At 75.1% G+C, this 23,945-nt stretch carries 18 protein-coding genes and 1 riboswitch; of the genes, 5 read left to right on the plus strand and 13 right to left on the minus strand.

The annotated features are described in order from the left end of the window. Positions 1–116: 116 nt before the first annotated feature. Positions 117–1,229 carry a thiamine ABC transporter substrate binding subunit gene (locus J5O08_RS13300; protein ID WP_218707369.1) on the minus strand — a complete coding sequence of 371 codons (1,113 nt, stop codon included), beginning with the start codon at positions 1,227–1,229 and terminating at the stop codon, positions 117–119. Positions 1,230–1,302: 73 nt separating this feature from the next. Continuing rightward, positions 1,303–1,436, minus strand: a riboswitch (TPP riboswitch). A 113-nt stretch (positions 1,437–1,549) separates the two neighbouring features. Here J5O08_RS13300 and J5O08_RS13305 point away from each other — a divergent pair. Together J5O08_RS13305 and J5O08_RS13310 are read left to right on the plus strand one after the other, a co-directional pair. Beyond that, positions 1,550–1,834 carry a DUF4235 domain-containing protein gene (locus J5O08_RS13305; RefSeq protein WP_147795231.1) on the plus strand — a complete coding sequence of 95 codons (285 nt, stop codon included), beginning with the start codon at positions 1,550–1,552 and terminating at the stop codon, positions 1,832–1,834. A gap of 94 nt (positions 1,835–1,928) precedes the next feature. Beyond that, positions 1,929–2,723, plus strand: coding sequence for a class I SAM-dependent methyltransferase (locus J5O08_RS13310; protein WP_308281607.1), 795 nt, complete (start codon positions 1,929–1,931; stop codon positions 2,721–2,723). Positions 2,724–2,730: 7 nt separating this feature from the next. On the opposite strand, the gene mnhG is transcribed toward J5O08_RS13310, so the two are convergent. Genes mnhG through J5O08_RS13340 form a run of 6 tightly spaced genes read right to left on the minus strand, consistent with a single transcriptional unit; the run spans position 2,731 to position 9,529 of the window. Continuing rightward, on the minus strand, positions 2,731–3,135 hold the full coding sequence (mnhG, locus tag J5O08_RS13315; protein ID WP_217615885.1) for a monovalent cation/H(+) antiporter subunit G: 405 nt from the start codon (positions 3,133–3,135) through the stop codon (positions 2,731–2,733). After that, the gene (locus tag J5O08_RS13320) at positions 3,132–3,767 is read right to left on the minus strand and encodes a monovalent cation/H+ antiporter complex subunit F (RefSeq protein ID WP_308281608.1); all 636 of its coding nucleotides are present in this window, start codon (positions 3,765–3,767) and stop codon (positions 3,132–3,134) included. Before J5O08_RS13320 ends, mnhG begins: the two co-directional genes overlap by 4 nt. Next, entirely contained in the window at positions 3,764–4,345 is a 582-nt protein-coding gene (locus J5O08_RS13325; protein WP_218707370.1) for a Na+/H+ antiporter subunit E, read from the minus strand. Before J5O08_RS13325 ends, J5O08_RS13320 begins: the two co-directional genes overlap by 4 nt. Next, positions 4,342–5,892, minus strand: coding sequence for a Na+/H+ antiporter subunit D (locus J5O08_RS13330; protein ID WP_147795228.1), 1,551 nt, complete (start codon positions 5,890–5,892; stop codon positions 4,342–4,344). The genes J5O08_RS13325 and J5O08_RS13330 overlap by 4 nt, the downstream gene beginning before the upstream one ends. Further along, the gene (locus tag J5O08_RS13335) at positions 5,889–6,431 is read right to left on the minus strand and encodes a Na(+)/H(+) antiporter subunit C (RefSeq protein ID WP_218707371.1); all 543 of its coding nucleotides are present in this window, start codon (positions 6,429–6,431) and stop codon (positions 5,889–5,891) included. The genes J5O08_RS13330 and J5O08_RS13335 overlap by 4 nt, the downstream gene beginning before the upstream one ends. Continuing rightward, positions 6,428–9,529, minus strand: a complete 3,102-nt coding sequence (locus tag J5O08_RS13340) for a Na+/H+ antiporter subunit A (RefSeq protein WP_218707372.1) — start codon at positions 9,527–9,529, stop codon at positions 6,428–6,430. The genes J5O08_RS13335 and J5O08_RS13340 overlap by 4 nt, the downstream gene beginning before the upstream one ends. Positions 9,530–9,838: 309 nt before the next feature. On the opposite strand from J5O08_RS13340, the gene J5O08_RS13345 reads away from it, so the two are divergent. Continuing rightward, positions 9,839–12,133 (plus strand): (Fe-S)-binding protein, encoded by a 2,295-nt coding sequence (locus J5O08_RS13345; protein ID WP_255589815.1) that lies wholly within the window; start codon positions 9,839–9,841, stop codon positions 12,131–12,133. A 209-nt stretch (positions 12,134–12,342) separates the two neighbouring features. Here the strand turns inward: J5O08_RS13345 and J5O08_RS13350 are convergent, their stop codons facing one another. Then, positions 12,343–13,893: an MFS transporter gene (locus J5O08_RS13350; RefSeq protein WP_218707375.1), complete on the minus strand. Its 1,551-nt coding sequence runs from the start codon at positions 13,891–13,893 to the stop codon at positions 12,343–12,345. A gap of 82 nt (positions 13,894–13,975) precedes the next feature. On the opposite strand from J5O08_RS13350, the gene J5O08_RS13355 reads away from it, so the two are divergent. Both J5O08_RS13355 and J5O08_RS13360 read left to right on the plus strand, forming a co-directional pair. Further along, positions 13,976–14,494: a TetR family transcriptional regulator gene (locus tag J5O08_RS13355; RefSeq protein ID WP_218707377.1), complete on the plus strand. Its 519-nt coding sequence runs from the start codon at positions 13,976–13,978 to the stop codon at positions 14,492–14,494. A 482-nt stretch (positions 14,495–14,976) separates the two neighbouring features. Beyond that, the gene (locus J5O08_RS13360) at positions 14,977–18,330 is read left to right on the plus strand and encodes an HAD-IC family P-type ATPase (RefSeq protein ID WP_218707379.1); all 3,354 of its coding nucleotides are present in this window, start codon (positions 14,977–14,979) and stop codon (positions 18,328–18,330) included. 70 nt (positions 18,331–18,400) lie between these two features. Here J5O08_RS13360 and J5O08_RS13365 read toward each other — a convergent pair whose 3' ends face one another. The 5 genes from J5O08_RS13365 to dcd form a co-directional block, all read right to left on the minus strand. After that, complete coding sequence (locus J5O08_RS13365; RefSeq protein WP_218707380.1) at positions 18,401–19,201, minus strand: SDR family NAD(P)-dependent oxidoreductase; 801 nt, start codon at positions 19,199–19,201, stop codon at positions 18,401–18,403. Between the two features lie 70 nt (positions 19,202–19,271). Next, complete coding sequence (locus tag J5O08_RS13370) at positions 19,272–21,182, minus strand: glycoside hydrolase family 15 protein (protein ID WP_218707381.1); 1,911 nt, start codon at positions 21,180–21,182, stop codon at positions 19,272–19,274. 13 nt (positions 21,183–21,195) lie between these two features. Further along, positions 21,196–22,089, minus strand: a complete 894-nt coding sequence (locus J5O08_RS13375) for an SDR family oxidoreductase (RefSeq protein ID WP_147795221.1) — start codon at positions 22,087–22,089, stop codon at positions 21,196–21,198. Positions 22,090–22,236: 147 nt separating this feature from the next. Next, the gene (locus J5O08_RS13380) at positions 22,237–23,334 is read right to left on the minus strand and encodes a hypothetical protein (RefSeq protein ID WP_308281609.1); all 1,098 of its coding nucleotides are present in this window, start codon (positions 23,332–23,334) and stop codon (positions 22,237–22,239) included. 7 nt (positions 23,335–23,341) lie between these two features. After that, the gene (gene dcd / locus J5O08_RS13385; RefSeq protein ID WP_147795220.1) at positions 23,342–23,917 is read right to left on the minus strand and encodes a dCTP deaminase; all 576 of its coding nucleotides are present in this window, start codon (positions 23,915–23,917) and stop codon (positions 23,342–23,344) included. Positions 23,918–23,945: the final 28 nt, after the last annotated feature.

The raw sequence follows: 23,945 nt of genomic DNA on the forward strand, positions 1-23,945 counted from the left end.
CGGAGCGGCGGGCGCCCCGCCGCGGCGCCGGCCGGCCCCGGGCGCGCGGGCACCCCCGGCCGGCCCATGCCGGTCGGGGGCGTCCGCGTCGCCGTGCTCATCGGGTCAGCCGCGCCTCAGCCGACGACCAGGTCGGTCCACTCGCGGACCCAGGTGTCGCGGTTCGCCGCGATGTCGTCGAGCGGCACCTCGTACGGCGCGTCCGACAGCGGCGCCCACTGCGCCCACGCCTCCGGCAGGTCGACGGCCGCGCTCACCGGGTACATGTACATGGACCCGGGGATGTCGGCCTGGACCGCGTCGGACAGCAGCCAGTCGACCAGCTGCTGCGCGCCCTCGGGGTTCTGCGCCCCTGCGAGCACGCCCGCGTACTCGACCTGCCGGAAGCAGGTGTCGAGCAGCGCGCCGGTGGTCGGCTCGCCGCCGCCCTCGGGGATCGTCTCGGGCGGGCTCGACGCGTAGGACAGCGCGATCGGCCGCGGGCCGCCCCCGCCGCCGCCGGAGAAGTCCGTGTAGTAGGCGTCGGACCAGCCCTCGGCGACCTTCAGCCCGTTGGCCGTCAGGTCCGTCCAGTACTGCTGCCAGCCGTCCTCGCCGAACGCGCCGACGGTCGCCAGCAGGAACGCGAGGCCCGGGCTGCTGGTCGCCGCGTTGGTGACGACCGTCAGGTCCTTGTACTGCGGGTCGGTGAGGTCCTGCAGCGACGTCGGCTCCGCGATGCCCCGCTCGGCGAACCAGGCGTGGTCGACGTTCAGGCAGACGTCGCCCATGTCGACGGCGGTGAGCGAGTGCGAGGCGTCGGGCGCGTACTGCTCGGCGTCCGCCGCGGCAGGCGCCTGCGACTCGTACGGCTCCAGCACGCCCTCGTCGATCGCCCGCGACGCGAAGGTGTTGTCGATCCCGTAGACCACGTCGCCGAGCGGGGCGTCCTTGGTCAGGATCAGCTGGTTGACCAGCGCCCCGCCGTCGCCGGGCGCGACCTGCTTCACCGTCAGCCCGGTCTCGGCCTCGAACTGCTCCAGCAGGCCGTCGCTCACGTGGAACGAGTCGTGCGTGACCAGCGTGACGGTGCCGCCCGACCCGTCGGTCCCGGAGCCGGACGCCGCGTCGGAGCCCGAGCCCGACCCCGTGACGGAGCAGGCCGTCAGCGCCAGGACGCCGGCGACGGCGGCCAGGCCGGCCGTGGTGGTCCGCCGGGGTGCCCGGCGGCGTGCGCGCGTGCGCGCCATGGTGGTTCCTCCTCGATGTGCACCGAGGGGGCCGCACCGCGTCGCCGCGCCCCGGGGAGCACGACGGCACGGGGCGACTGAGATCCCGACTCCCTACGCCGGTGCTAACCGGATCAGGTGCGAGGGTCTGCGGATTCCGTCCGCACTCTCAGCGTCGGTCGGGCCGCGGTGTCACGCACGGCCCGGGACGCTCCCCTGTCGTTCGGGCCCGACCCTACACCGGCGCGGCGCGCCCCCGGCCCGGCACCTGCTGACCTGCGGCGCGGCACCGGCGGCGCTAGCGTGGGGCGGAGCACAGCCGTCCCGACGCAGGAGGTCCCGTGGCCGACGAAGAGACCCAGTCCACGTTCGCGAAGATCACCGGCCTGGTGGTCGCGGGCGCCGTCGCCTGGGCGGCAGGCAAGGCCGTGGACGCGGCGTGGAAGGCGGCGTCCGGGCACAAGCCGCCGAAGCCCGAGGACGACGACGACCCGCGCATCGCCGAGGTCGTCGCGGCCGCCGCGATCACCGCCGCCGCCGTCACGGTGGCCCGGGTGTTCGCGACCCGCGGGACCAAGAAGTTCGTCGAGCGGGTCGACAAGAACCGTCGCCTGCCGAAGGCCTGACCGCCCGCACGTCGACGGCCGGAGGTCCCGCCCGCGGGGTCCCGGCGCGGCCTAGCCTGAGCACCCCGTCCACCGACGAAGGTGCAGGTCAGCCGTGTCTCAGACCCCCGCGCAGCCCTCTCCCCGGCCCGCTGTCGGCGTCGGCCGCTCCGTGCACACCGTCGACGACGTCCTGGCCCTGATGGACCTGCTGTTCGCTGAGCGCGCCGACCGGTGGACGGACCGGGGCGGCGCCGACTTCTGGGACGGGTTCTACGCCGACCGCGACCGTCCCGTGCCGTTCTTCCGGTGGGCGCCGGACGAGAGCCTGGTCGCCTGGGCCGCCGACGGCCGGCTGCCCCTCGGCCCCGGCACCCGCGTGCTCGAGCTCGGCTGCGGCCCCGGCCGGAACGCCGTCTGGCTCGCGCAGCAGGGGTGCGCCGTCGACGCGCTGGACCTGTCCGCGACCGCGGTCGCGTGGGGCCGGGAGCGGGCCGCCGAGGCCGGGGTGGACGTCCGGTTCGCGCGCGCGGACATCTTCGCGTGGCGGCCGCCCGCCGAGCCCTACGACCTCGTCTACGACTCCGGCTGCTTCCACCACCTGCCGCCGCACCGCCGGGTGTCCTACCGCGCGCTGCTGGAGCGCACCGTCCGGCCCGGAGGCCGGTTCGGGATCGCGTGCTTCGCGGCGGGCGACGACGGCCACGACGAGCGCGGCGGCACCGGGGCCGACGACGTCGACCTGTACCGGGAGGGCGGCCTGGGCGGCGGGCTGGCCTACGCCGCCGACGACCTGCGCCGGGCCTTCGGCTGGCTCGACGAGGTCGAGCTGCGCCGGATGCGCCCGGCCGTCGACGCGGGCGACGCGTTCGGCGAGGACTTCCTCTGGGCGGGGCTGTTCCGCCGCTGACGCCCCGTCAGCCCCGGTCGCCCGAGCCCGGCGCGTCCTCGGGCGGCGTGCCGCGCTGCGTGGCCTGGTCCTGCGCCTCGGTGAGCTCGTCGACCACCAGCAGGTCCCGGCGGACCTTGCCCGTGCGGTAGCCCGCACGACCGACCAGGTGCGCCGCCACCGGCGCGGTCAGCATCTGGAAGAGGGCCACCAGCACCAGCGCCCACACCGCCCCGCCGGAGCGCAGCCGGAGCGACAGCCCGATCAGCACCAGGATCAGCCCGAGCACCTGCGGCTTCGTCCCCGCGTGCATCCGGGACAGCAGGTCGGGGAACCGCAGGACGCCCACGCCGGCGGCGAGCGCGAGCAGCGCCCCGCCGATCAGGCAGATCGAGGCCACGACGTCGGCGACCACGTCCCAGTCCCAGCTCATCGGTCGCTCCCCTCGTCGCGCGTGCCGCGGGCGGCGGCGTCCTCGTCCGCGGCGGTGTCCTCCGCCGCCAGGTCGTCGCCGTCGGTGGCGTCGCCGTGCTCGCCCGGACCGTGCTCGTCCACGTGCGGCTCGTCGCCGTGCTCGCGCCGGTCCTCGTCGCCGACGACCTCGGCCGGGCGGGCCTCGTCGCCGTGCGCGGCGTGCTCGGCGCGGACCTCCTCCGGGTCCGACGCGGGACGCGGCGCGTCGGTCGCGGCCCCCTCGGCCTCGCGGGCCCGGCGCGCGCGGCGGGCCTCCTCGGCCTCCTCCTCGGCGCGGATCCGCTCGGCCTCCTCGGCGGCGATCTCCTCCCGGGTGCGCACCCGGCCCTCGCCCGCGGGCTCGACGGACGCGAACCGCGCGATGGTGGTCGAGCCGACGAAGCCGACCAGGGACAGCACCACGAGGATCGGCACCACGTCCGCGCGCCGCTCGGCCGACGCGTAGAGCGCCACGGCCGCGACCACGACGGTCACGATGATGTCCAGGGCCACCGTCCGGTCGAGCATCGACGGGCCGCGCTCGGCGCGGATGAGGGCGAGCACGCCGGCGGCGGTCAGCAGCACGGCGCAGATCAGCAGGACCGCGGTCACGCGCGCACCTCCTGGCGTCGGGACGACCGGCCGCCGGGCGTCAGGCCCGCCTCGCGGAGCTCGTCGTCGGAGGCGAACGCGCGCAGCACCCGCTCCTCCTGGTCGAGCACCGTCTGCCGGGCGCGCTCGACGCCGCCCGACTGCTCGACGTCGAGGACGTGCAGGTAGAGCATGCCGGTGAGCCGGTGCGCCTCGACGACCAGCGAGCCGGGCACGAGCGAGCACAGCTCGGCGGTCATGGTCAGGTAGAGGTCGGAGTGGTTGCGCAGCTGGACGCCGATCACGGCGCCGCGCGGGGTGTGCCGCGGGCGCAGGGCGACCCAGGACACCTCGACCGACGCGTGCAGCAGGTCCCAGGCGAACCGCCCGATCAGCACCAGCAGCGGCCAGGGGCGCACGGTGCCGTGGAAGTCGATCGGCGTCATCCGCAGCAGCCCGGTCACCGCGACGGCGATCACGGCGCCGGCGAGCACGTTGCCCACGGACAGGTCGCCCCAGAGCAGCACCCAGACGACGACCAGCCAGACCATCGTCGGCCACTGGGTCGCCAGCTTCTTCCGGCGCGGGTGCAGGCTCACGCGTCGTCACCCCCGTGCGCCACGTCGACGGACTCCCCGGAGCCGCGGCCGCCCTCGGGCAGCACCGACTGGATGTACACGGACCGGTCGGCCAGCGCCCCCGCCGCGCGCTCGGCGTAGCCGTACAGCGGGCCGGCCCCGACGGTCAGCGCGAGGCCGAGCACGACGAGGGCGGCGGCGGAGCCGACCATGCCCTTCGGCAGCGTGGCGTCGGGCAGCGGCTCGGGCGGGGTCTGCCAGAAGGCCTTGTTCCACGCCTTGATCAGGGCGTAGAGCGTGAGCAGCGAGGTGGCGACACCGCCGACCACCAGGGTCAGCGCGAGCCACGAGCCGTCGGCGACGCCGGCCTGCAGCAGCCCGACCTTGCCGAGGAACCCGGACAGCGGCGGGATGCCGCCGAGGTTCATCGCCGGGATGAAGAACAGGATGGCCAGCACGGGCGCGAGCTTGGCCAGGCCGCCCAGCGAGTCGAGCGACGTGGACCCGCCTCGCCGTTCGATCAGCCCCGCGACCAGGAACAGCCCGGTCTGCACGATGATGTGGTGCGCGACGTAGTAGATCGACGCGGACCAGCCGGCCTCCGAGGCGAGCGCGATGCCGAACAGCATGTAGCCGATGTGGCTGACCAGCGTGAACGACAGCAGTCGCTTGAGGTCGTCCTGCGCCACCGCGCCGAGGATGCCGACCACCATCGTCGCGAGCGCCGCCCACATGAGGACGTCGTCCATCCGGCCCTCGGGGAACAGCAGGGTCTGGGTGCGGATGATCGCGTAGACGCCGACCTTGGTGAGCAGGCCGGCGAACACGGCCGTGACCGGCGCGGGCGCCGTCGGGTAGGAGTCGGGCAGCCAGGCGGACAGCGGGAAGATCGCCGCCTTGATGCCGAACGCGAGCAGCAGCAGCACCTGGAGCAGCAGCCGCACCCCGGGGTCGATCTCCGGCAGCCGCTCGGCGAGCTGCGCCAGGTTGACCGTGCCCGCGGCGGCGTAGGTGAGGGCGATCGCGATGAGGAACAGCAGCGACGACAGCAGCGCCACGACCACGTAGATGCTGCCGGCGCGGATGCGCTCGCCGGTGCCGCCGAGGGTCAGGAGCACGTAGGAGGCGGCCAGCAGGATCTCGAAGCCGACGTAGATGTTGAACAGGTCGCCGCTGAGGAACGCGTTGGCGACGCCCGCGGCGAGGATCAGGTACGTCGGGTGGTAGATCGACACGGGCGCGGCCTCGTCGCCGTCGGCCTCGCCCTGGGCCAGCGAGTACAGCTGGACGCAGAGCGTCACCGCGGCGGAGACCGTGAGCATGAGGGCCGACAGCCGGTCCGCGACGAGGTCGATGCCGACCGGGGCGGCCCAGCCGCCGATGTCGACCACCAGCGGGCCGTCGTCGGCGAGGACCAGGAGCGTGGCCGCGACGACCAGCACGATGCTCAGCGCGATGACGCTGATGATCCGCTGCAGCCGCGGCCGCCGGTACAGGGCGAGCGCGAGGCCGGCGCCGAACAGCGGCACGACGACGGGCAGCGGCACCAGCCAGGTGTACTCGGTCATCGGCTGCCCTCCCCGCGGTCGTCGGTCGGTCGGTCGTGCTCCCCGGCGGTGCCCCCGACGCCGGCCGGCGAGGGTTCGCCCTCGTCCGTCTCATCGCGGGTCTCGGCGGCCTCCTCGTCGAGGGTGGTCGTCGACTCCTCGGTGTCGTCGTCCTCGAAGGCGCGCTGGTCGCGGGCCGCGAGGCGGGCGATGCGGCGGTCCTCGACGTCGTCCTGGACCTCGTCGTGCCGGTGCAGCTGCCACGAGCGGTACGCCATCGCGAGCAGGAACGCCGTCATGCCGAGGGTGATGACGATGGCCGTCAGCACCATCGCCTGCGGCAGCGGGTCGGCCATGTCGCGCTCGAGCTCGAGCCCGACGATCGGCGGCCGCCCGGCGGCGCCACCCGCGACCAGGAACAGCAGGTTCGCGCCGTTGCCGATCAGGACGACGCCGATCAGCACCCGGGACAGGCTGCGCTCGAGGAGCAGGTACACGCCCGCCGTCACCAGGACGACGATGATGCCGACCAGGACGAGGTTGGGGCTCATGTCGATCATCGGGGGCCCTCCCGGTCGTCGTGGTGCCGCGGGGCGACGCGCCCGGCGGCGACCGCGTCCACGCGGACCTCCTCGGCGGGCTCGGCGTCGCCGCCGACCGCCTCCGGGTCGCCGTCCTGCTCGGCCTGGCGGTCGATCTCGGCGCCGAGGCTGCGCAGGATGTCCAGGACCAGGCCGACGACGACGAGGTAGACGCCGACGTCGAAGAACAGCGACGTCACCAGGTGGATGTCGCCGATCAGCGGCAGCGAGACGTCGATGATCCAGGACTGCAGCACGGTGCCGCCGAAGATCAGCGCGCCCAGGCCGACGCCGGCCGACAGGAACAGGCCGCTGCCCAGCAGCAGACCGGGCTGGACCGGCGCCGCCTCGCCGAGCTCGTACCGGCCGCCCGCGAGGTAGCGCACGATCAGCGCGATGCCCGTGACGAGGCCCGCCGCGAACCCGCCGCCGGGCGCGTTGTGCCCGGAGAACAGCAGGAACAGCGAGTACACGATCATCGTGTGGAACAGCAGCCGGACGACGACCTCGAACACCACGGACCGGCGGCGCGGCGCCAGCGTCCGGCCCGCGCGCAGCCACTCGCGCGGCTGGTAGCCGGCGCGCGCCTCGACCGGCTTGCGGAGCGCGGCCTGCGGGTCGTCCTCGCTGCCCCACACCGCGCGGTGCTCGGGCGCGTCGCCGGCGCGGAAGATCGCCCCGGACCGCTTGCGGAGGAACACCAGCGAGGCGACGCCCGTCGCGGCGACCAGCAGCACCGAGATCTCGCCCATCGTGTCCCAGGCGCGGATGTCGACCAGGGTCACGTTGACGATGTTCTTGCCGCCGCCGAACGAGTACGCCTCCTCGGCGAAGTCGACCGACACCGGGATGTGGATGCGGGCGCTCGGCACGATCAGCGCGAGCGCGCCGACGGTCAGGCCCACCGACAGCGCCACGACCAGGCGGACCCAGCGGGACGCCACCAGGGGCCGGTCGGAGAAGTACGGGGGGAGCCGGCGCATGACCAGCACGAACACCACGAGCGTGACGGTCTCGACCAGCACCTGGGTCAGCGCGAGGTCCGGGGCCCCCTGGAGCAGGAACAGCGCGGCGACGCCGTAGCCGGAGACGCCGAGCAGGATCACGGCCTTCAGCCGGCGGCGCGCGCGGGCGACCAGCACGGCCGCCACCGCGACGAACGCCCCGATGACGAGCTGCGCCGGGCGGTCCCAGGCGCGGGTCTCGGTCGGCAGCGACGTGAACCGGATCAGCGGGACGCCGACCGTCACGACGAACACCACGAGGATGCCGCCGAGGTAGAACGGCAGCGAGCCGCGCTGGGTGATCGCGGTGACGTCGGCGGCGACGTCGTCCAGACGGCGCATGAACCGGCGGTACATCCGGTCGGCCTCGGGGACGTGCGGCACCGCGGCCTGCGCGGCCTCGACGGGCCCGCGGAAGAGGAACAGCAGCACGCCGACCGCGAGCACCGCGACCGTGATCGCCAGCGTCGGGGTGAACCCGCCCCACAGCAGCAGGTGGCCGGGCTCGCCCTCGGGGTACAGGTCGGCCTGCGGGGCGAGCAGCTCCTCGCCGAACGACGGCACCAGCGCGACGGCCAGCCCGAGCACCGCGAGCAGCAGGGCGGGCCAGACGAGCAGCAGCGACGGCCGGCCCACCGCGGCGGGCTCCGCGCGGTCGTCCTCCGCGGGGGCGTCGAGCTCGGGGACGCTGCGCTCGTCGCGCGCGCCGGGCTCGTCCCTCGCGGCCTTGGCCTCGCGGGCGATCGACAGCGCCTTGACCGCGGCGGGCGACAGCACGGGCTTGGTGGCGAACGCGCCCCACCAGAGCCGCAGGCCGTACGCGACCGTCAGGGCGGAGCCCACCGCGACGAGCACGAGCACGACGAGGTCGAGCGGGTGGCCGCCGTGGCCCAGCGCCTCGAGCGCGGCCTCCTTGGCGACGTACCCGGCGAACGGCGGCGCGCCGATCATCGACAGGGTGGCGAGGCCGCCGGCGACCGCGGTGATCGGCAGCGCGCGCCCGACGCCGGACAGCCGGCGCAGGTCGCGGGTGCCCGTCGCGGCGTCGACGACGCCGACCACGAGGAACAGGGCGGCCTTGAACATGGCGTGCGCGCCGACCAGGGCGAGGCCCGCGAGCGCGGTCGCCTTCGTGCCGTAGCCGACCAGCAGGACGATGAGCCCGAGCTGGCTGACGGTGCCGAACGCGAGGATGAGCTTGAGGTCGTGCTGCCGCAGCGCGCGGTAGCCGCCGAGCAGCAGCGTGCCGCCGCCGAGCACCACGATCATCCAGCGCCAGGCCGACAGCTCGGAGTACGCCGGGGCGAACCGCGCGACCAGGTACACGCCGGCCTTCACCATCGCGGCGGCGTGCAAGTACGCGGACACCGGCGTCGGCGCGGCCATGGCGGCCGGCAGCCAGAAGTGCGTCGGGATGAGCGCGGCCTTGCTGATCGCGCCGACCAGCAGGCAGACGACCGCGGCGGTCACCATCGCGCCGTGCGGCGGGTTCGCGAGCGTCTCGGAGATCCGGTACGTGCCCGCGGCCTCGCCCAGCAGGATCACGCCGACGAGCATCGTCAGGCCGCCCGCGGTGGTGACGACGATGGCCTGCATCGCCGCCCGGCGGCTGGCCTTGCGCTCGTGGTAGTGCCCGATGAGCAGGTAGGAGAAGACCGTCGTCAGCTCCCAGAACACGAACAGCAGCAGCGTGTCGTCGGCGGTGACGAGGCCGAGCATCGCGCCGGCGAACGCGACCAGCACCCCGCTGAACCGCCCGAGCCCGCTCGCGCCCGCCTTGAAGTAGGCGGAGCAGTAGACCAGGACGATCGCGCCGACCCCGCCGACCAGGAGCGTCATCAGCCAGGACAGCGTGTCCAGCCGGAACGAGAGCTCCATGCCGAGGCCGGGGATCCACTGCACGACCTGCGTGGGCCCGTCGCCGTCGAGCACGCGGCCGGTGAGGGAGAGCGCCCACACCGCCACCGCGGCGGGGGCGAGCGCGAGCACCCAGAACGCCTTGCGGCCGATCCACGCGACGAGCGCGGGCGCGACCAGGGCAGCGACGAGGTGCACCGCGAGGAGCTGCAGCACGTCCGCTCCGTCCTGTCGTGGGCGGGTGGTCGGTCGGTCGGTCGCGCCGACCCGGGGCCCACGGTGGCCCTGAGGCTCGCCCGCGGCGGTTCGACGACTGTGGTGTTGTCAGCGGGCAGGTACAGGGACGCACGGCGACACGGCGCACGCAAGCGTGCGGAGGCCGACCGTGGTCGAGGGATTACCTGGACTCTATCAAGTGATGGCCCAGCACGACGGGGCGCACACGGGCTGGGACCTCACCCGGGACCTCCGGTCGCGGGCCCCGGCGGCCGGGACGATTAGCGTGATCGCGTGGACCTGCTGCGGATGACCTGCCTCGTCGTGGTGCTCGTCGCCACCGTCGTCGGGGTCGCGACGTTCGCTCTCGGCGCACGGCGGCTCACCCGCACGATCCGGATCGGCCGCCCGGCGCCCGGTCGGCTCCGGCCGGTGGGCCGGCGGGCGTGGCTCGTCGTGCGCGAGATGGTCGGGCACGGCCGGTTCCAGCACGCGCCGGTGGTCCGCGCCGCGCACTGGGTCGTCATGGTGTCGTTCCCCGTCCTGTTCTTCACGCTGGTCGCCGGGTACGCGCAGGTGGTCGACCCGCGGTGGGCGCTGCCCCTGCTGGGGCACCTGGCGCCGTGGGAGTGGCTCACCGAGGGGATCGCCTGGCTGTCGCTCGCCGGGATCCTCGCGCTCATCGCGGTGCGGGTGCGCCGGACGCCGCGGGGGCTGCCGGCGACGCCCGCGCGGGCCGTGGCCGCCGTGGGGGCGGGGACCGGCGACGGGTCCGGGCCGGTCGCCGAGCCGGAGGCGCTCCCGCAGCGGCGGTCCCGGTTCTTCGGGTCGAGCACGGCGCAGGCCGTCGTCGTCGAGGCGACCGTGCTGCTCGTCGTGCTCGCGGTGCTGCTGCTGCGCGGCCTGGAGCACGAGCTGGCGGCGCGGGACGGCTCCGCGCTCGCGAGCGCCTGGCACTTCCCCACGACCGCCTGGATCGGCGGGCTGTGGTCGGGGGCGTCGACGGTCGCGGTCGAGGCGGCCGTGGTGGTGTGCGCGACCGTGAAGATCCTGGTGTCGATGGCCTGGTTCGTCGTCGTCGGCCTGCAGCCCACGATGGGCGTCGCCTGGCACCGGTTCCTGGCCGTGCTCAACGTGTACGCGCGCCGCTCGGTGACGGGCGCGCCGGCGCTGGGACCGCTGGAGCCGGTGCGGGTCGGCGACGTCGCGCTGGACGTGGCGGCGCTGGAGGACCTGCCGGACGACGCCCGGCTCGGCGCCCGCGCGGTCGAGGACCTGACCTGGAAGCAGCTGCTCGACGTCTCGACCTGCACCGAGTGCGGGCGGTGCCAGGACCAGTGCCCGGCGTGGGCCACGGGCAAGCCGCTGTCCCCCAAGCTGCTCACACTGGCGCTGCGGGACCACGCGGCCGCGACCGCGCCGTACCTGCGGGCCGCGCGCGCCGGCGCCGAGGTCGAGCCGGGGCACGTCGACGTCGACCTCGTGGCGTCCGGCGTGATCGACGCGGACGCGCTCTGGGCGTGCACCACCTGCGGCGCCTGCGTGCAGCAGTGCCCCGTCGACATCGAGCACGTCGACACGATCGTCGACATCCGGCGGTACCAGACCCTCATGGAGTCGGCGTTCCCCGCGGAGCTCGGCGGGACTTTCACCAAGCTCGAGCGGCGCGGCAACCCGTGGGGCCTGCCCGCCCGGCAGCGGCTGGACTGGGCCAAGGGGCTGCCGTTCGACGTGCCGGTGGTCGGGGCCGACGTCGCCACGGCCGCCGAGGTCGACTACCTGTTCTGGGTCGGCTGCGCCGGGGCGTACGAGGAGAAGGCCAAGCGCACGACGCGGGCCGTGGCCGAGCTGCTGCACACCGCGGGCGTGACGTTCGCGGTGCTCGGCGACGGCGAGGGCTGCACCGGCGACCCGGCCCGGCGGGCGGGCAACGAGGTGCTGTACCAGATGCTCGCCTCCGCGAACGTGGAGACGCTGGCCGCCGCCGGGGCGCGCGCCGTGGTCGTCACCTGCGCGCACTGCTTCAACACGCTGTCCCGGGAGTACCCGCAGCTCGGGGGGCGGTACGACGTGGTGCACCACACCGAGCTGCTGGACCGGCTGGTCGGCGAGGGCCGGCTGACGCCGGTGGCGGCGCCCGACGCCTCGCCGCAGCGGGTGACCTACCACGACCCCTGCTACCTCGGCCGGCACAACGAGGTCTACGAGCCGCCGCGCGAGCTGCTCGGCGCCCTGCCCGGGGTCGAGGCCGTCGAGATGCCGCGCACGCGGGAGCGGTCGTTCTGCTGCGGCGCCGGCGGGGCGCGGATGTGGCTGGAGGAGTCGATCGGCACCCGGATCGGGACCGCCCGGGCCGAGGAGGCGATCGCGACCGGAGCCGACGTCGTGGCGACCGCGTGCCCCTACTGCACGGTGATGCTGACGGACGGGGTGGCGGCTGCGTCGGGGCCGGGCGGTGGTGCGGGCTCGGGCGACGCCGTCGGCTCCGGCGGCTCCGTCGGCTCCGGCGGCGCCGGGGTCGGCGTCGACCGCGCGACGGTCGGCGTGCCCGAGGTCACCGACATCGCCCTGCTCCTCCTGGACCGGGTCCGCGCCGCCCGCTGACGCCCGCGCCCGCCCGACCCACCCGCGCGCGACCCCGCCGAGATGGCAACTCTCGGCTGCGTCGAGCCCCTTGCGCGCAGCCGAGAGTTGCCATCTCGGCGAGTCTCCGGAGCGTGTCTGTCCGCGAGGGCGGCGGCAGAGGCCTCGTTCGGAGACTCGGCGAGGGTGCGCGGGCGGGCGCGTGCGAGAGCGCGCGAGCGGGACGGGCGTCAGAGCGCCGTCGCGCGGCGGAGGGTGACGAACGAGACGACCGCCGCACCCACCGCCACGACCGCGCCGACCGCCGCGGCGTGCTGCGTCCCGGCGTCGAACGCCAGGCGCGCCGACTCCAGCAGCGCCTCGCCGGTGCCGCCGCCGACCTCGCCGGCCACCCGGGACGCGCCGCCCAGGGTCTCCCCCGCGGCGTGCGCCTGGTCGGCGGTGAGCGTCCCGGGCAGCGCGACCCGCGCGCGGTACGTGGCGTTGAGCACCGAGCCCAGGATCGCGACGCCCAGGGTGGTGCCGAGCTCGTACGCCGTCTCGGAGATCGCCGACGCGGCGCCGGCCTTCTCCGGCGGGACGGCCGTGGTGATCTGGTCGTTGGTCAGCGTCTCCGCCAGCCCGACGCCGAGGCCCATGACGACGAAGGTCACCGCGACCGTCACCGGGGTCGGGACGTCGCCGACCAGCGTCAGCACGCCGTACCCGACGGCCGCGAGCAGGAAGCTCGACCCGATGAGCACGCCGGGGCGGACGTACCGCACCAACCGCACGGCGAGCAGGCCGGCCACCACGGACGCGGCGGTCCCCGGCAGCAGCACCAGGCCCGCGTCCATCGGGCTGAGCCCGGCCGCGAGCTGCAGGAACTGCGACACGATGACCAGCAGGCCGGAGAACCCGAGCACCGACAGCAGGTTGGCCGACACGGCCCCGGAGAACACCGGGTTGGTGAACAGCCGGACGTCGAGCATCGGCGACGGCAGCCGGCGCTGGCGGCGGACGAACGCCCACCCGGCCACGAGGCCCACGAGCACCGCGCCCGTCGTCGTCGGCGTCAGACCGTGCTCGCCGGACGCGATGATCGCGTAGACGAGCGGCAGCATCGTGGCGAGCGCGAGCACGCTGCTCCACGGGTCGAGCGGCCCCGGCGCGGGGTCCTTCGACTCGGGCACGAGCGCGGCGGCGAGCGGCAGCAGCACGAGCAGCACCGGCACGTTCAGCAGGAACACCGAGCCCCACCAGAAGTGGGTGAGCAGCGCGCCGCCGACGATCGGGCCGAGCGCGGCGCCGCCGGCGAACCCGGACGCCCAGATGGCGATGGCGAGCCGGCGCTGCGCGCGGTCCAGGAACACGTTCCGGATGAGCGACAGCGTCGACGGCATCAGCGTCGCGCCGAACAGGCCGAGGGCCGCGCGCGCCGCGATCAGCATCGCCGGGCTCGTCGACCACGCCGCCAGCAGCGAGACGACCGCGAACCCGGTGGCACCGACCATCAGCAGCCGCTTGCGCCCGACGCGGTCCCCGAGGCTGCCCATCGGGACCAGCAGGCCCGCGAGCACGAGGGGGTACGCGTCGACGATCCACAGCAGCTCCGACCCCGAGGCGCCGAGCGCGGCCGTGATCGACGGCAGCGCGAAGCTCAGGACCGTGTTGTCCACGGAGATGAGCAGCACGGGGAGCATGAGCACGACCAGCACGGCCCAGGGGCGGACCGGACCGTTGTGGTGCGGGAGCGCCGCCGGGACGGCGGCGGTGGGACCGGTGGTGACCGGGGCGGACATGACGCGACCTCGTTCGTTCGGGGATTCGGCGGCTACTGTACCGTCTGGACGGTAAAGCGTCACGGCCGGTACGGTCATTCCCATGTCCGCGACCCGCGACCGCCTCCTCGACGCGTTCGAGGGCCTGCTGATCGCACACGGTCCCCGCGCCGCGACCCTCGACGCCGTCGCCGCCGCCGCCGAGGTGTCCAAGGGCGGGCTGCTCTACCACTTCCCCAGCAAGGCCGCGCTGGTCCAGGGCCAGCGCGAGCGGCTGGCGGAGCTCGGGCAGGCGGACGTCGCCGCGATGCGTGCCGCACCGGAGGGCGCGGCGGAGTACTACCTGCGCGAGTCGCAGCAGTCCGGCGGTCCGCTGGACCGCGCGCTGATCGCGTTCGCGCGGCTCGCCGAGGAGGCGGGCGACGACGCCACCGCGGTCCTCGACGACCTGCGGCGGCACTGGTTCGAGGCGCTGGCGGACGAGCTCGGCGACCCGGCGCTCGCGCACGTGGTCCAGCTGGTCGGCGAAGGCATGTACTACAACGCGGTCACCGGCGTGCGGGACGACACCGCGCTCGCCGACGCCCGGGCCGTGCTCGGCCGGCTGCGCGCCGGCGCCTGACCCCGCCGGCGCCCCGGCTCACGCCCCGAGCACGACGACGGCCCCGCGGCAGGAGCCGCGGGGCCGTCGGAAGCGGTGTGCCGCCCCGTGCGGAGGACACGGGGCGGGACGGGTCCGGCGCGTCAGATCCGCACGCGCCGGGGGTTGCTCACGCTCGTCCAGCGCACGTCGTCGAACTCGGTCTCGGACGCCTGCTGGTCGTTCGTCGTCATCTCCATGACTACCCCCTCGATCCGTTCCGGAGTGCCATCTTGGGGTCTCGTGCCGCACGGCGCACCCCCGCCGGGTGAACTCCGCGTAAAACCTTGCGCGGTCACCTCACCCCCCGGCCCGTAGGACCGACGTCCCGCCGGGACCTTCTGACGCTCATGGCATCACGCGCGTGATCAGCGCCGCCTCGCACCGAGATGCCCCGGCTCCGCTCGATCGGCAGCGACCTCGCGTGCCACCATGTCTCGGACGCCGAACGGTCAGGTGGTGACATGACGACCTCAGCCCTCACGACGCCCTCGCCCGCGGACCCCGCGGACGCGAGCCCTCCCCCGGGTCCCCGGCCCTATGCCGAGACCCCGGACGCCGTGCTCGCCGAGCTGCGCAGCACGCCCACGGGCCTGCGCGCGGCGGAGGCCACGCGCCGCCTCGGGGAGCACGGGCCGAACCGGCTCCCGGACCCGCAGGGCAGGAGCTGGCTGCGCCGGCTGCTCGGGCACTTCGACGACGTGCTCATCTACATCCTGCTGGCCTCGGCGGTGCTCAAGGCGCTCCTGGGCGACTGGATCGACTTCGCGGTGATCCTCGCCGTCGCGGTGATCAGCGCGGCGCTGGGCTTCCTGCAGGAGGGCCAGGCCGAGCGGGCGCTCAAGGGCATCCGGACCATGCTCTCGCTCGACGCCCAGGTCCGCCGGGACGGCGAGTGGCAGGTCGTCGACGCCGACTCCCTCGTCCCGGGCGACGTCGTGCGCGTGCGGTCCGGCGACCGGGTGCCCGCCGACGTGCGGCTGCTCGAGTCGACCAACCTCCAGGTCGAGGAGGCCGCCCTCACCGGCGAGTCCGTCCCCGCGAGCAAGCACGTCGACCCGGTGGGCGCCGACGCCGGCCTGGGCGACCGGGCCTCGATGCTGTACTCCAGCACGATCGTCACGGTCGGCACCGGCACCGGTGTCGTCACCGCGACCGGTGCCGGCACCGAGATCGGCCGGATCCAGTCGCTCATCGCCGACGCCTCCGACGACCTCGACACCCCGCTGTCGCGCAAGCTCGGCCAGTTCGGCAAGACGCTCTCCCTGGGCATCCTCGGCATGGCCGCGTTCATGCTGGTCGTCGGGCGCGTCATCCACGACTGGGACGTGCCGGAGCTCATCTCGGCGGCCATCGGCTTCGCGGTCGCCGCCGTCCCGGAGGGCCTGCCCGCGCTGGTCACCGTGACCCTGGCGCTCGGCGTCCAGCAGATGGCCCGGCGCAACGCCATCACCCGCAAGCTCACCGCCGTCGAGGCGCTGGGCTCGGTGACCACGATCTGCTCGGACAAGACCGGCACCCTGACCAAGAACGAGATGACGACGCGCACCGTCGTCACCGGGGCCGGGGCCTACCAGGTCGAGGGCCTCGGCTACGCGCCCGAGGGCCGGATCACCCGCGACGGCGCGCACGCCACGCTCGGGGCGCACCCGGACCTCGCCGCCCTGATCGCCGCCGCGGCGTCCGCCAACGACGCGCGGATCGTCCAGGACGGCGGCCTGTGGAAGGTCGTCGGCCAGCCCACGGAGGGCGCCGTCGCGACCCTCGCGCTCAAGGCCGGGCTGGATCTCACGGGCGTCGAGCGGGTCGCCGTGCTGCCCTTCGAGTCGGCCACGAAGTACATGGCCACGCTCGACCGCGTCCCCGGGTCCGGCACCCGGATCCGCGTCGTCGGCGCCCCGGACCGGCTGCTCGACCGGTGCAGCCACCAGCGCGCCGCCGACGGCGGCACCGAGCCGCTCGACCGCGACCGCTGGGAGGCCGTCATCGACGAGCTCGCCTCCCAGGGGCTGCGCACCCTCTCCGCCGCCGAGCGGGCCGTCGCGGACGGGACGACCACGCTCAGCCCCGACGACGTCGAGGACGGCCTGGTGTTCCTCGGCCTGTTCGGCATCGTCGACCCGCCCCGGCCCGAGGCGGTCCAGGCGATCGCCGACTGCCACCGCGCGGGGATCCGGGTCAAGATGATCACCGGCGACCACGTCGGCACCGCCACGGCCATCGCCCGCGAGCTCGGCATCGTCGCGGCCGACGGCGACGTGCACGCCCTCACCGGCGCCGAGCTCGAGGCGATGACCCAGGAGCAGCTGCGGCAGCGGGTCCGGGACGTCGACGTCTACGCGCGCACCAGCCCCGAGCACAAGATCCGGATCGTGCGGGCCCTGCAGTCGCACGACGAGGTCGTCGCGATGACCGGGGACGGCGTGAACGACGCGCCCGCCCTCACCCGGGCGGACATCGGCATCGCCATGGGCATCAAGGGCACCGAGGCCACCAAGGAGGCCGCGGACATCGTCCTCGCCGACGACAACTTCGCGACCATCGAGCGGGCGGTCGAGGAGGGGCGGCGGATCTACGACAACATCGCGAAGTCCGTCGTCTTCCTGCTGCCCACGAACGGTGCGCAGTCGCTGGTCATCCTCGTCGCCGTGCTGTTCGGCCTCACCCTGCCGCTGTCCCCGGTGCAGATCCTGTGGGTCAACCTCGTCACGGCCGTGACGCTCTCGCTCGCGCTGGCCTACGAGCCGGCCGAGCCCGGCGTGATGTCCCGGCCGCCGCGGGCACCCGGGGGGTCGGTGATCTCGGGTCGGTCGCTGCGGCACGTGGTCGTCGTGTCGCTGCTCATCGGCGGCGCCACCCTGGCGGTGTTCTTCATCGAGGACGCCCGGGGCACGGACTACGCGGTCGCCCAGACGACCGCGGTGACGATGCTCGCCCTCGGGCAGCTGGCGTACCTGTTCAACTGCCGGTTCCTCGGCGAGTCCAGCCTCACCCTGCGCGTGCTGCGCGGGAACCGCGTGGTGTGGATCGCGACCGGCGCGCTGGTCGCGCTGCAGGTGTTCTTCATGTACGTGCCGTTCATGAACTCCTGGTTCGACTCGGCACCCATCGGCCTGCGGGAGTGGGCGCTGACCCTGGGCTTCGCGATCCTGGTGTTCCTGCTCGCCGAGGCGATGAAGGCCGTGACGCGGGCGATCGACGCCCGGGCCGACGCCCGGCCCGCCGAGGCGACGGAGGCCGCCGCCCTGCCGGGGGCACCCGTCCCCGCCGGGTCGGTCACGCTCGCCGACGCCGCGTCCCGGCTCCCCGCCCTGGTGCACGCCGTCGAGCACGGCGACGAGGTCACGCTCACCCGGGACGGTCGTCCGGTCGCACGGATCGTCGCGGTGACCGGCGCCGCGCGGCGCACCAGCGGCCGCGGGGCCGCCGCCGGGGAGACGGTCGCCGCGAACGTGAGCACGACCGCGATCCAGCTGACGCCACCCGACGGGGCGCAGCACGGCGCCTCGGCGGCGGACCCGGTCGCGCCGCCGGCGGACACGCCCGCGGCGTCCCCGGACGGCCCCCCTGCCGCGCCCGTCGCGCCGGAGGAGACGGCGCCGACGCGGGTCAGCACGCGCCCGGCCGCCGAGGTCGGGGCCGGCGGGACCGCACCGGATCCGGGGACCGCGGACGCGACGATCGTCCTCGACCCGGTCCCCGCCGCCGGCGAGGACGCCCCCGAGCCCCCCGCGCCGCCGCGTCGCCGGTCGCGTCGGGACGCCGCCGCCCCGACCGAGCCGCTGGGCACGGTGGCACCGGAGGCCGACCGGGACTGACCGCCTCCGGGCGGGCGTCCGGGTGTGCCGTCACCGCGGGGTGACGGCACACTCGGGCACGACCGCGACGTCAGATCGTCGCGACCGACCCGGAGTCGACCCGGTAGTTCGCGCCGGTGACGAAGCTCGCGCGCTCGGACACCAGGAACGCGATCACGGCGGCGACCTCCTCGGCCTCGCCGCGCCGCTTCAGGACCATGCCCGGGCGCTCCTCGTCGAGGAACGACGCGATCGCCTCGTCCCGGTCCGTGCCGCGCTGCTCGGCCCGCTTCGCCATCATCGCGTCGGTCATCGGCGTGGCGATGAACGCCGGGGACACCGCGTTGACCAGCACGCCCTCGGCGCCGTACGACTTCGACAGCCCCTTGGCCAGCGACAGCACGCCGGCCTTCGACGCGCAGTACGGCAGCTCGTCGACGTAGGGCTGCACGCCGTCCTCCGAGGCGAGCAGCACGATCCGGCCGCGGCCCGCCTCCCGCATCGGGCCGAGCACGGCGCGCACGACCCGCACCGCCGCGAGCAGGTCGACCTCGATCGTGCGGGCCCAGCCCTCGTCGTCGATCTCGTGGAACAGCCCCTGCGCGCCCGTGACGCCCGCGGCGTGCACCAGGATCTCCGGGGCGCCGAACGCGTCGTGCGCCCGGGCGAGCAGCGCCTCGACCTCGGCCGGGACGGTGAGGTCGGCCAGCACCGGCACCAGACGGTCCGGGCCGGCGCCGAGGTCGGCGACCGCCCGCTCGAGCGCGGACGCGTCCTGGTCGGTGAGCACGACGCGGGCGCCCTCGGCGAGCAGCAGGCGGGCGGTGGCGAGGCCGATGCCGGAGTCGCCGCCGGTGACGAGCGCGACGCGGCCGGTGATGCCCAGGTCCATGGGGTCCTCCTCGGGTGCGGGTGGCGCCGGCCGGTCGGCGGGCGCCTGTGGTGGGGGGCGGCGGAGCGGGTCAGCCCGCCGCGTCGCTGTCGTCGCGCGGCGGGTCGTCGCGCGGCGGGACGTCGCGCAGCGCGGGCGCCAGGGTGAGCGCGGCCTGCACCAGCGCGAGGTGGCTCAGCGCCTGCGGCAGGTTGCCGAGGAAGTCGCCGGTCGCCGGGTCGATCATCTCCGGCCACACGCCGACGTCGTTCGCGAGGTCGAGCAGCTCGCCCATCCACTGCGCCGCCTCGTCGGTCCGCCCGACGAGCGCCAGCGCGGCCACGCCCCAGAACGCGCACGCGACGAACGCGCCCTCCTCCTCGGGCATGCCGGTGTACCGGTGCAGCAGCGGGCCGGAGCCGAGCTCGGCGCGCAGGGCGTCGACGGTGCGGCTCATGCGCTCACCGGTGTCGAACCCGCTGCGCGCGTGCAGCAGCACGGACGCGTCGAGTGCGTCGGAGCCGGGGTGCATCACGTAGGCGCCGCGCTCCTCGGACCAGCAGTGCTCGTCGACCCAGCGGGCGATCCGGTCCGCCTCGGCGCGCCAGCGGTCGGGCTCGCCGGGGATCTGCCCGAGCTCGGCCAGGTGCACCGCGCACTGCAGCGCCTGCCAGCAGCCGAGCTTGGACGACGTGTAGTGCCGCTCCTCGGTCAGCTCCCACATGCCGGCGTCGGGGCGGTGCCAGGCGTCGGCGGCCTCGTCGGCGACCGCGGCGAGCAGCCGGCCGGTCTCGGCGTCGAGCAGGTTCCCCGCGTCGACGTACCCGCGGACCACCGCGAGGACGTCGCCGTAGACGCCGAGCTGCAGCTGGCCGTCCGCGCGGTTCCCGGTGACGACGGGGCCGATCCCCCGCCAGCCCGGCACGTCGTGGCGCTCCGGCTCCGGCGGCAGCGCGCCGTCGAGCCCGAAGAAGATCCGGATCCCGTGCTCGCGCAGGGTGCGCAGCGTCCACGAGATGGCGGCGTGCACCTCCTCGCGCAGGCCGAAGCCGATCCACGCGTCCAGCGTGTACGCGGCGTCCCGGACCCACGCGTACCGGTAGTCCCAGTTCTTGCCGCCCGCCAGGCTCTCGGGCAGCGAGGTCGTGCCCGCCGCGGCGATGGCGCCGGTCGGCTCGTGCAGCAGCAGCTTGAGCGCGAGCGCGCTGCGCTGCACCGCCTTGCCCCACGGCCCGTCGTAGTGGAACTCGCGGGTCCAGGCGCGCCAGTTGTCGACCGTCCGGTCGATGCCGCGGTCGACGTCCTCGGGGTCGGGCAGCATGACCGGCTCGCGCTCGGTGCCGGCGACCGCGACGAGGTGCCGCGACCCGGCGGTCGCCTCGAACGCACCCGTGCAGGCCTGGTCGTCGACGACCGTCGTCATCTCGCCGAGCGTGCGCACGGTGAGCGTCACGCCGTCGACCCGCAGCACGGGGCCCTGGACCGTCCGCTGCACCCACGGCGACGCCGTGCCGAGCACGGTCCCCGGCGCGACGCGCCAGGCCATCGGCACGGAACCCGACAGGCCCTCCACCCGCGCGGCGAGCTCGCTCCACGGCAGCCGCCCCGCGACGCCGGTGTTCATCGCCTGCGTGACCCGTGCCTGCCCGTCCGCGGTGTCGTACGTCGTGACCAGCACGTTCGTGCCGACGACGTACTGCCGGCGCAGTCGGTAGGGCACCGTCGGCGCGAGCTCGACGTAGCCGCCGGCGTCCGCGTCCAGCAGCGCGGCGAACGTCGGCGGCGTGTCCAGGTCGGGGACCGGGAACCAGTCCACCCGGCCGTCGTCCGCGACCAGCGCGACGGTCCGCCCGTCCCCGAGCACCGCGTAGGCGCGCAGGTCGGCGTAGCCGCCGGTGCGGGGGGTCGGGTCCCGCGGCTCGTCCGCCGCCGCGTGGCCCGACCCCTCCGTGCGCGTGCCGGCGTCGCCGTCCAGGTTCTCGAGGCCCGGCTGCTCCGTCATGCGCGGCTCGCCGTCACGGGGTCGGCATCCCCCCGTTGACGTTCAGCGTCTCGCCGCTGACGTAGCTGGACTCCTGGGAAGCCAGGTAGACGTACGCCGGGGCGAGCTCGGCCGGCTGGCCCGCGCGGCCGTACGGCGTCTGCTGCCCGAACTCCGGCAGCGCCGACGGCGGCTGGCCGCCCGCGGTCTGCAGCGGGGTCCAGATCGGCCCCGGTGCCACGACGTTGACCCGGATCCCCTTCGGCGCGAGCTGTCCGGCGAGCGCCTTCGAGATCGTGTTGATGGCGGCCTTCGTCGTGGCGTAGTCGACCAGGATCGGGGCCGGCTGGTACGCCTGGATCGACGACGTCGTGATGATGCTGGAGCCCTTAGGCAGGTGCGGCACCGCCTCCTGGACCAGCCAGTACAGGGCGTAGACGTTCGTCTTGAAGGTCTCGTCGAACGACTCCGGGGTCAGCTCGGTGATGTCCTCCACGTACTGCTGGCGCCCGGCGATGATCGCGAGCGTGTCCAGGCCGCCGAGCTCGTCGAGCGCCGTGCGCACCAGCGACCGGCTGTAGGCCTGGTCGGCGACGTCACCGGGGGCGAGCACGACCTTCCGGCCGGCGTCGCGGACCAGCTGCGCCACGTGCTCGGCGTCCTCCTGCTCCTCGGGCAGGTACGACAGCACGAGGTCGGCGCCCTCCCGGGCGAACGCGATGGCGACGGCGCGCCCGATGCCGGAGTCGCCGCCGGTGACGATCGCCTTCCGGCCCTCGAGGCGGCCGGACCCGCGGTAGGTGTCCTGGCCGTGGTCGGCGAGCGGCTGCAGGTCGGCGTCGAGGCCGGGCCCGTCCTGGCTCTGCTCCGGCGGCTCGGGCATCGGGTACTGCGCGATCGGGTCCTGGAACGTGTACTGGTCGGCCATGCGGCGTCCTCCGTCCTGGGCGGTGAATGCGAAAGGCGACGCCCGCCGGTGTGGAGACCGGCGGGCGTCGACCCGCGTCCATCGTCAGCCGGGGTCGGGAGGGTCGCAACAGGGAGCGCTTCCCGCGCGGTGCCGTCGGCCCCGGGGTCAGAGGTCGGCGGGGTCCACCAGGAAGCCCGCCATGTCGGCGATCTCCCCGCCCACCTCGGCGTGCACCTCGCGCGCGACCCCGCGCACCACCCGCGCCGCGCGGCCGCGCGCGACCCGGTGCGGGAGCGACGGCCGCTCGGACTCCAGCTGCTCGACGTCCGGCGCCTCCCACCGCACCCGGTACGCGACGACCTCGCCCTGCGCCCAGTCGACCGCCGCCAGCACCAGCGGCACCTCGGCCTCGGCGGCCACCTCGACGACCACGATGCCGTCGACGCCGAGGTCGACCTGCAGGCCGAACGCCTCGGCGGCCGGCGGGTTCTCGCGCATGTGCGCGTCGAAGGCGTCGGCCTCGGCGTGCAGCCGGCGGCGCTCCTCGGCGTCGGCGACGCCCGCGCCCACCCGGTCCCGGGCCGCGAGCGCGGCGCCGGCCTGCTGCGGCGAGGCCCTCCGGGGGTCGGGGGCGCTCGGCACGTCCAGCGCGGCGCGGGACGACACGCGGTGCGCGGCGGCGAGCACCGTCTCGGGCTCCACCCAGCGGTCGCTGAGCACGGTGAGGTCGAGCGCCGCGTCCATGTCCGGCTCGAGCACCACGCCGGTGTCGACGCGCAGCGCGCCGCCGAGCCGGCGGGCCACCGCGACGAGCCACAGCACGACGCGCTGCTCCTCCCGCACCGGTCCGGCGGTCCCGAACGCGCGGCGCAGACCGTCCCGGTCCCCGCCGAACGCGGGCTGCTCGGCGCGCTCGCGCGGGCAGTCGACGACCCAGGCGACCCGCGCGTCGGACGGCAGCCCCCAGCGGGCGAGCTGCGCGGGCTCCAGCGCGAACGGCCCCGTCAGGGTCGACAGCCGCCCGAGCCGCAGCACACCGGGCGTGGCCGCGGGCGCGGGCGCGCGGCTCGCGCCGGACGCGCGCCGGCCGGAGGGCACCCGCGGCGGGCGCTCCCACCGCGCGGCGGGGAACCGGCTGCTGGCCAGCACGTCGACCTCGTCGGGCGCGACCCCCTCGGGCAGCACCAGCAGGTGCCGCCCGGGCGGCGGCGTCACGCCCGCGGCGGCGGGCACCTCGGGCAGCGGCGGCAGCGACGCGGTCACGACGGGGTCAGACCTGCGTGCGGTGGAAGTGCTGCCACGAGCGCGAGGCGGTCGGGCCGCGCTGGCCCTGGTACCGGGAGCCGGTGGCGCCCGAGCCGTACGGGGCGAGGGCCGGCGACGACAGCCGGAAGAAGCACATCTGCCCGATCTTCATGCCGGGCCACAGCGTGATCGGCAGCGTCGCGACGTTCGACAGCTCCAGGGTCACGTGCCCCGAGAAGCCCGGGTCGATGAACCCCGCCGTCGAGTGCGTGAGCAGGCCGAGCCGGCCGAGCGAGGACTTGCCCTCCAGGCGCGCGGCGATGTCGTCGGGGAGCGTGACCTGCTCGAACGTGGAGCCCAGGACGAACTCGCCGGGGTGCAGCACGAACGGCTCGTCGCCGTCGACCTCCACCAGCCGCGTGAGGTCGGGCTGGTCCTGGGACGGGTCGATGACCGCGTACTTGTGGTTGTCGAACAGCCGGAAGAACCGGTCGAGACGGACGTCGACGCTCGACGGCTGCACCATCGCGGGGTCGTGGGGGTCGAGGACCACCCGGCCGGCGTCGAGCTCGGCGGTGATGTCGCGGTCGGAGAGCAGCACGGGACCACGGTACCGGGGTCGGCGGGGC

Source organism: Cellulomonas sp. PS-H5, from assembly GCF_019265565.1.
In the GTDB taxonomy this organism is placed as follows: domain Bacteria; phylum Actinomycetota; class Actinomycetes; order Actinomycetales; family Cellulomonadaceae; genus Cellulomonas.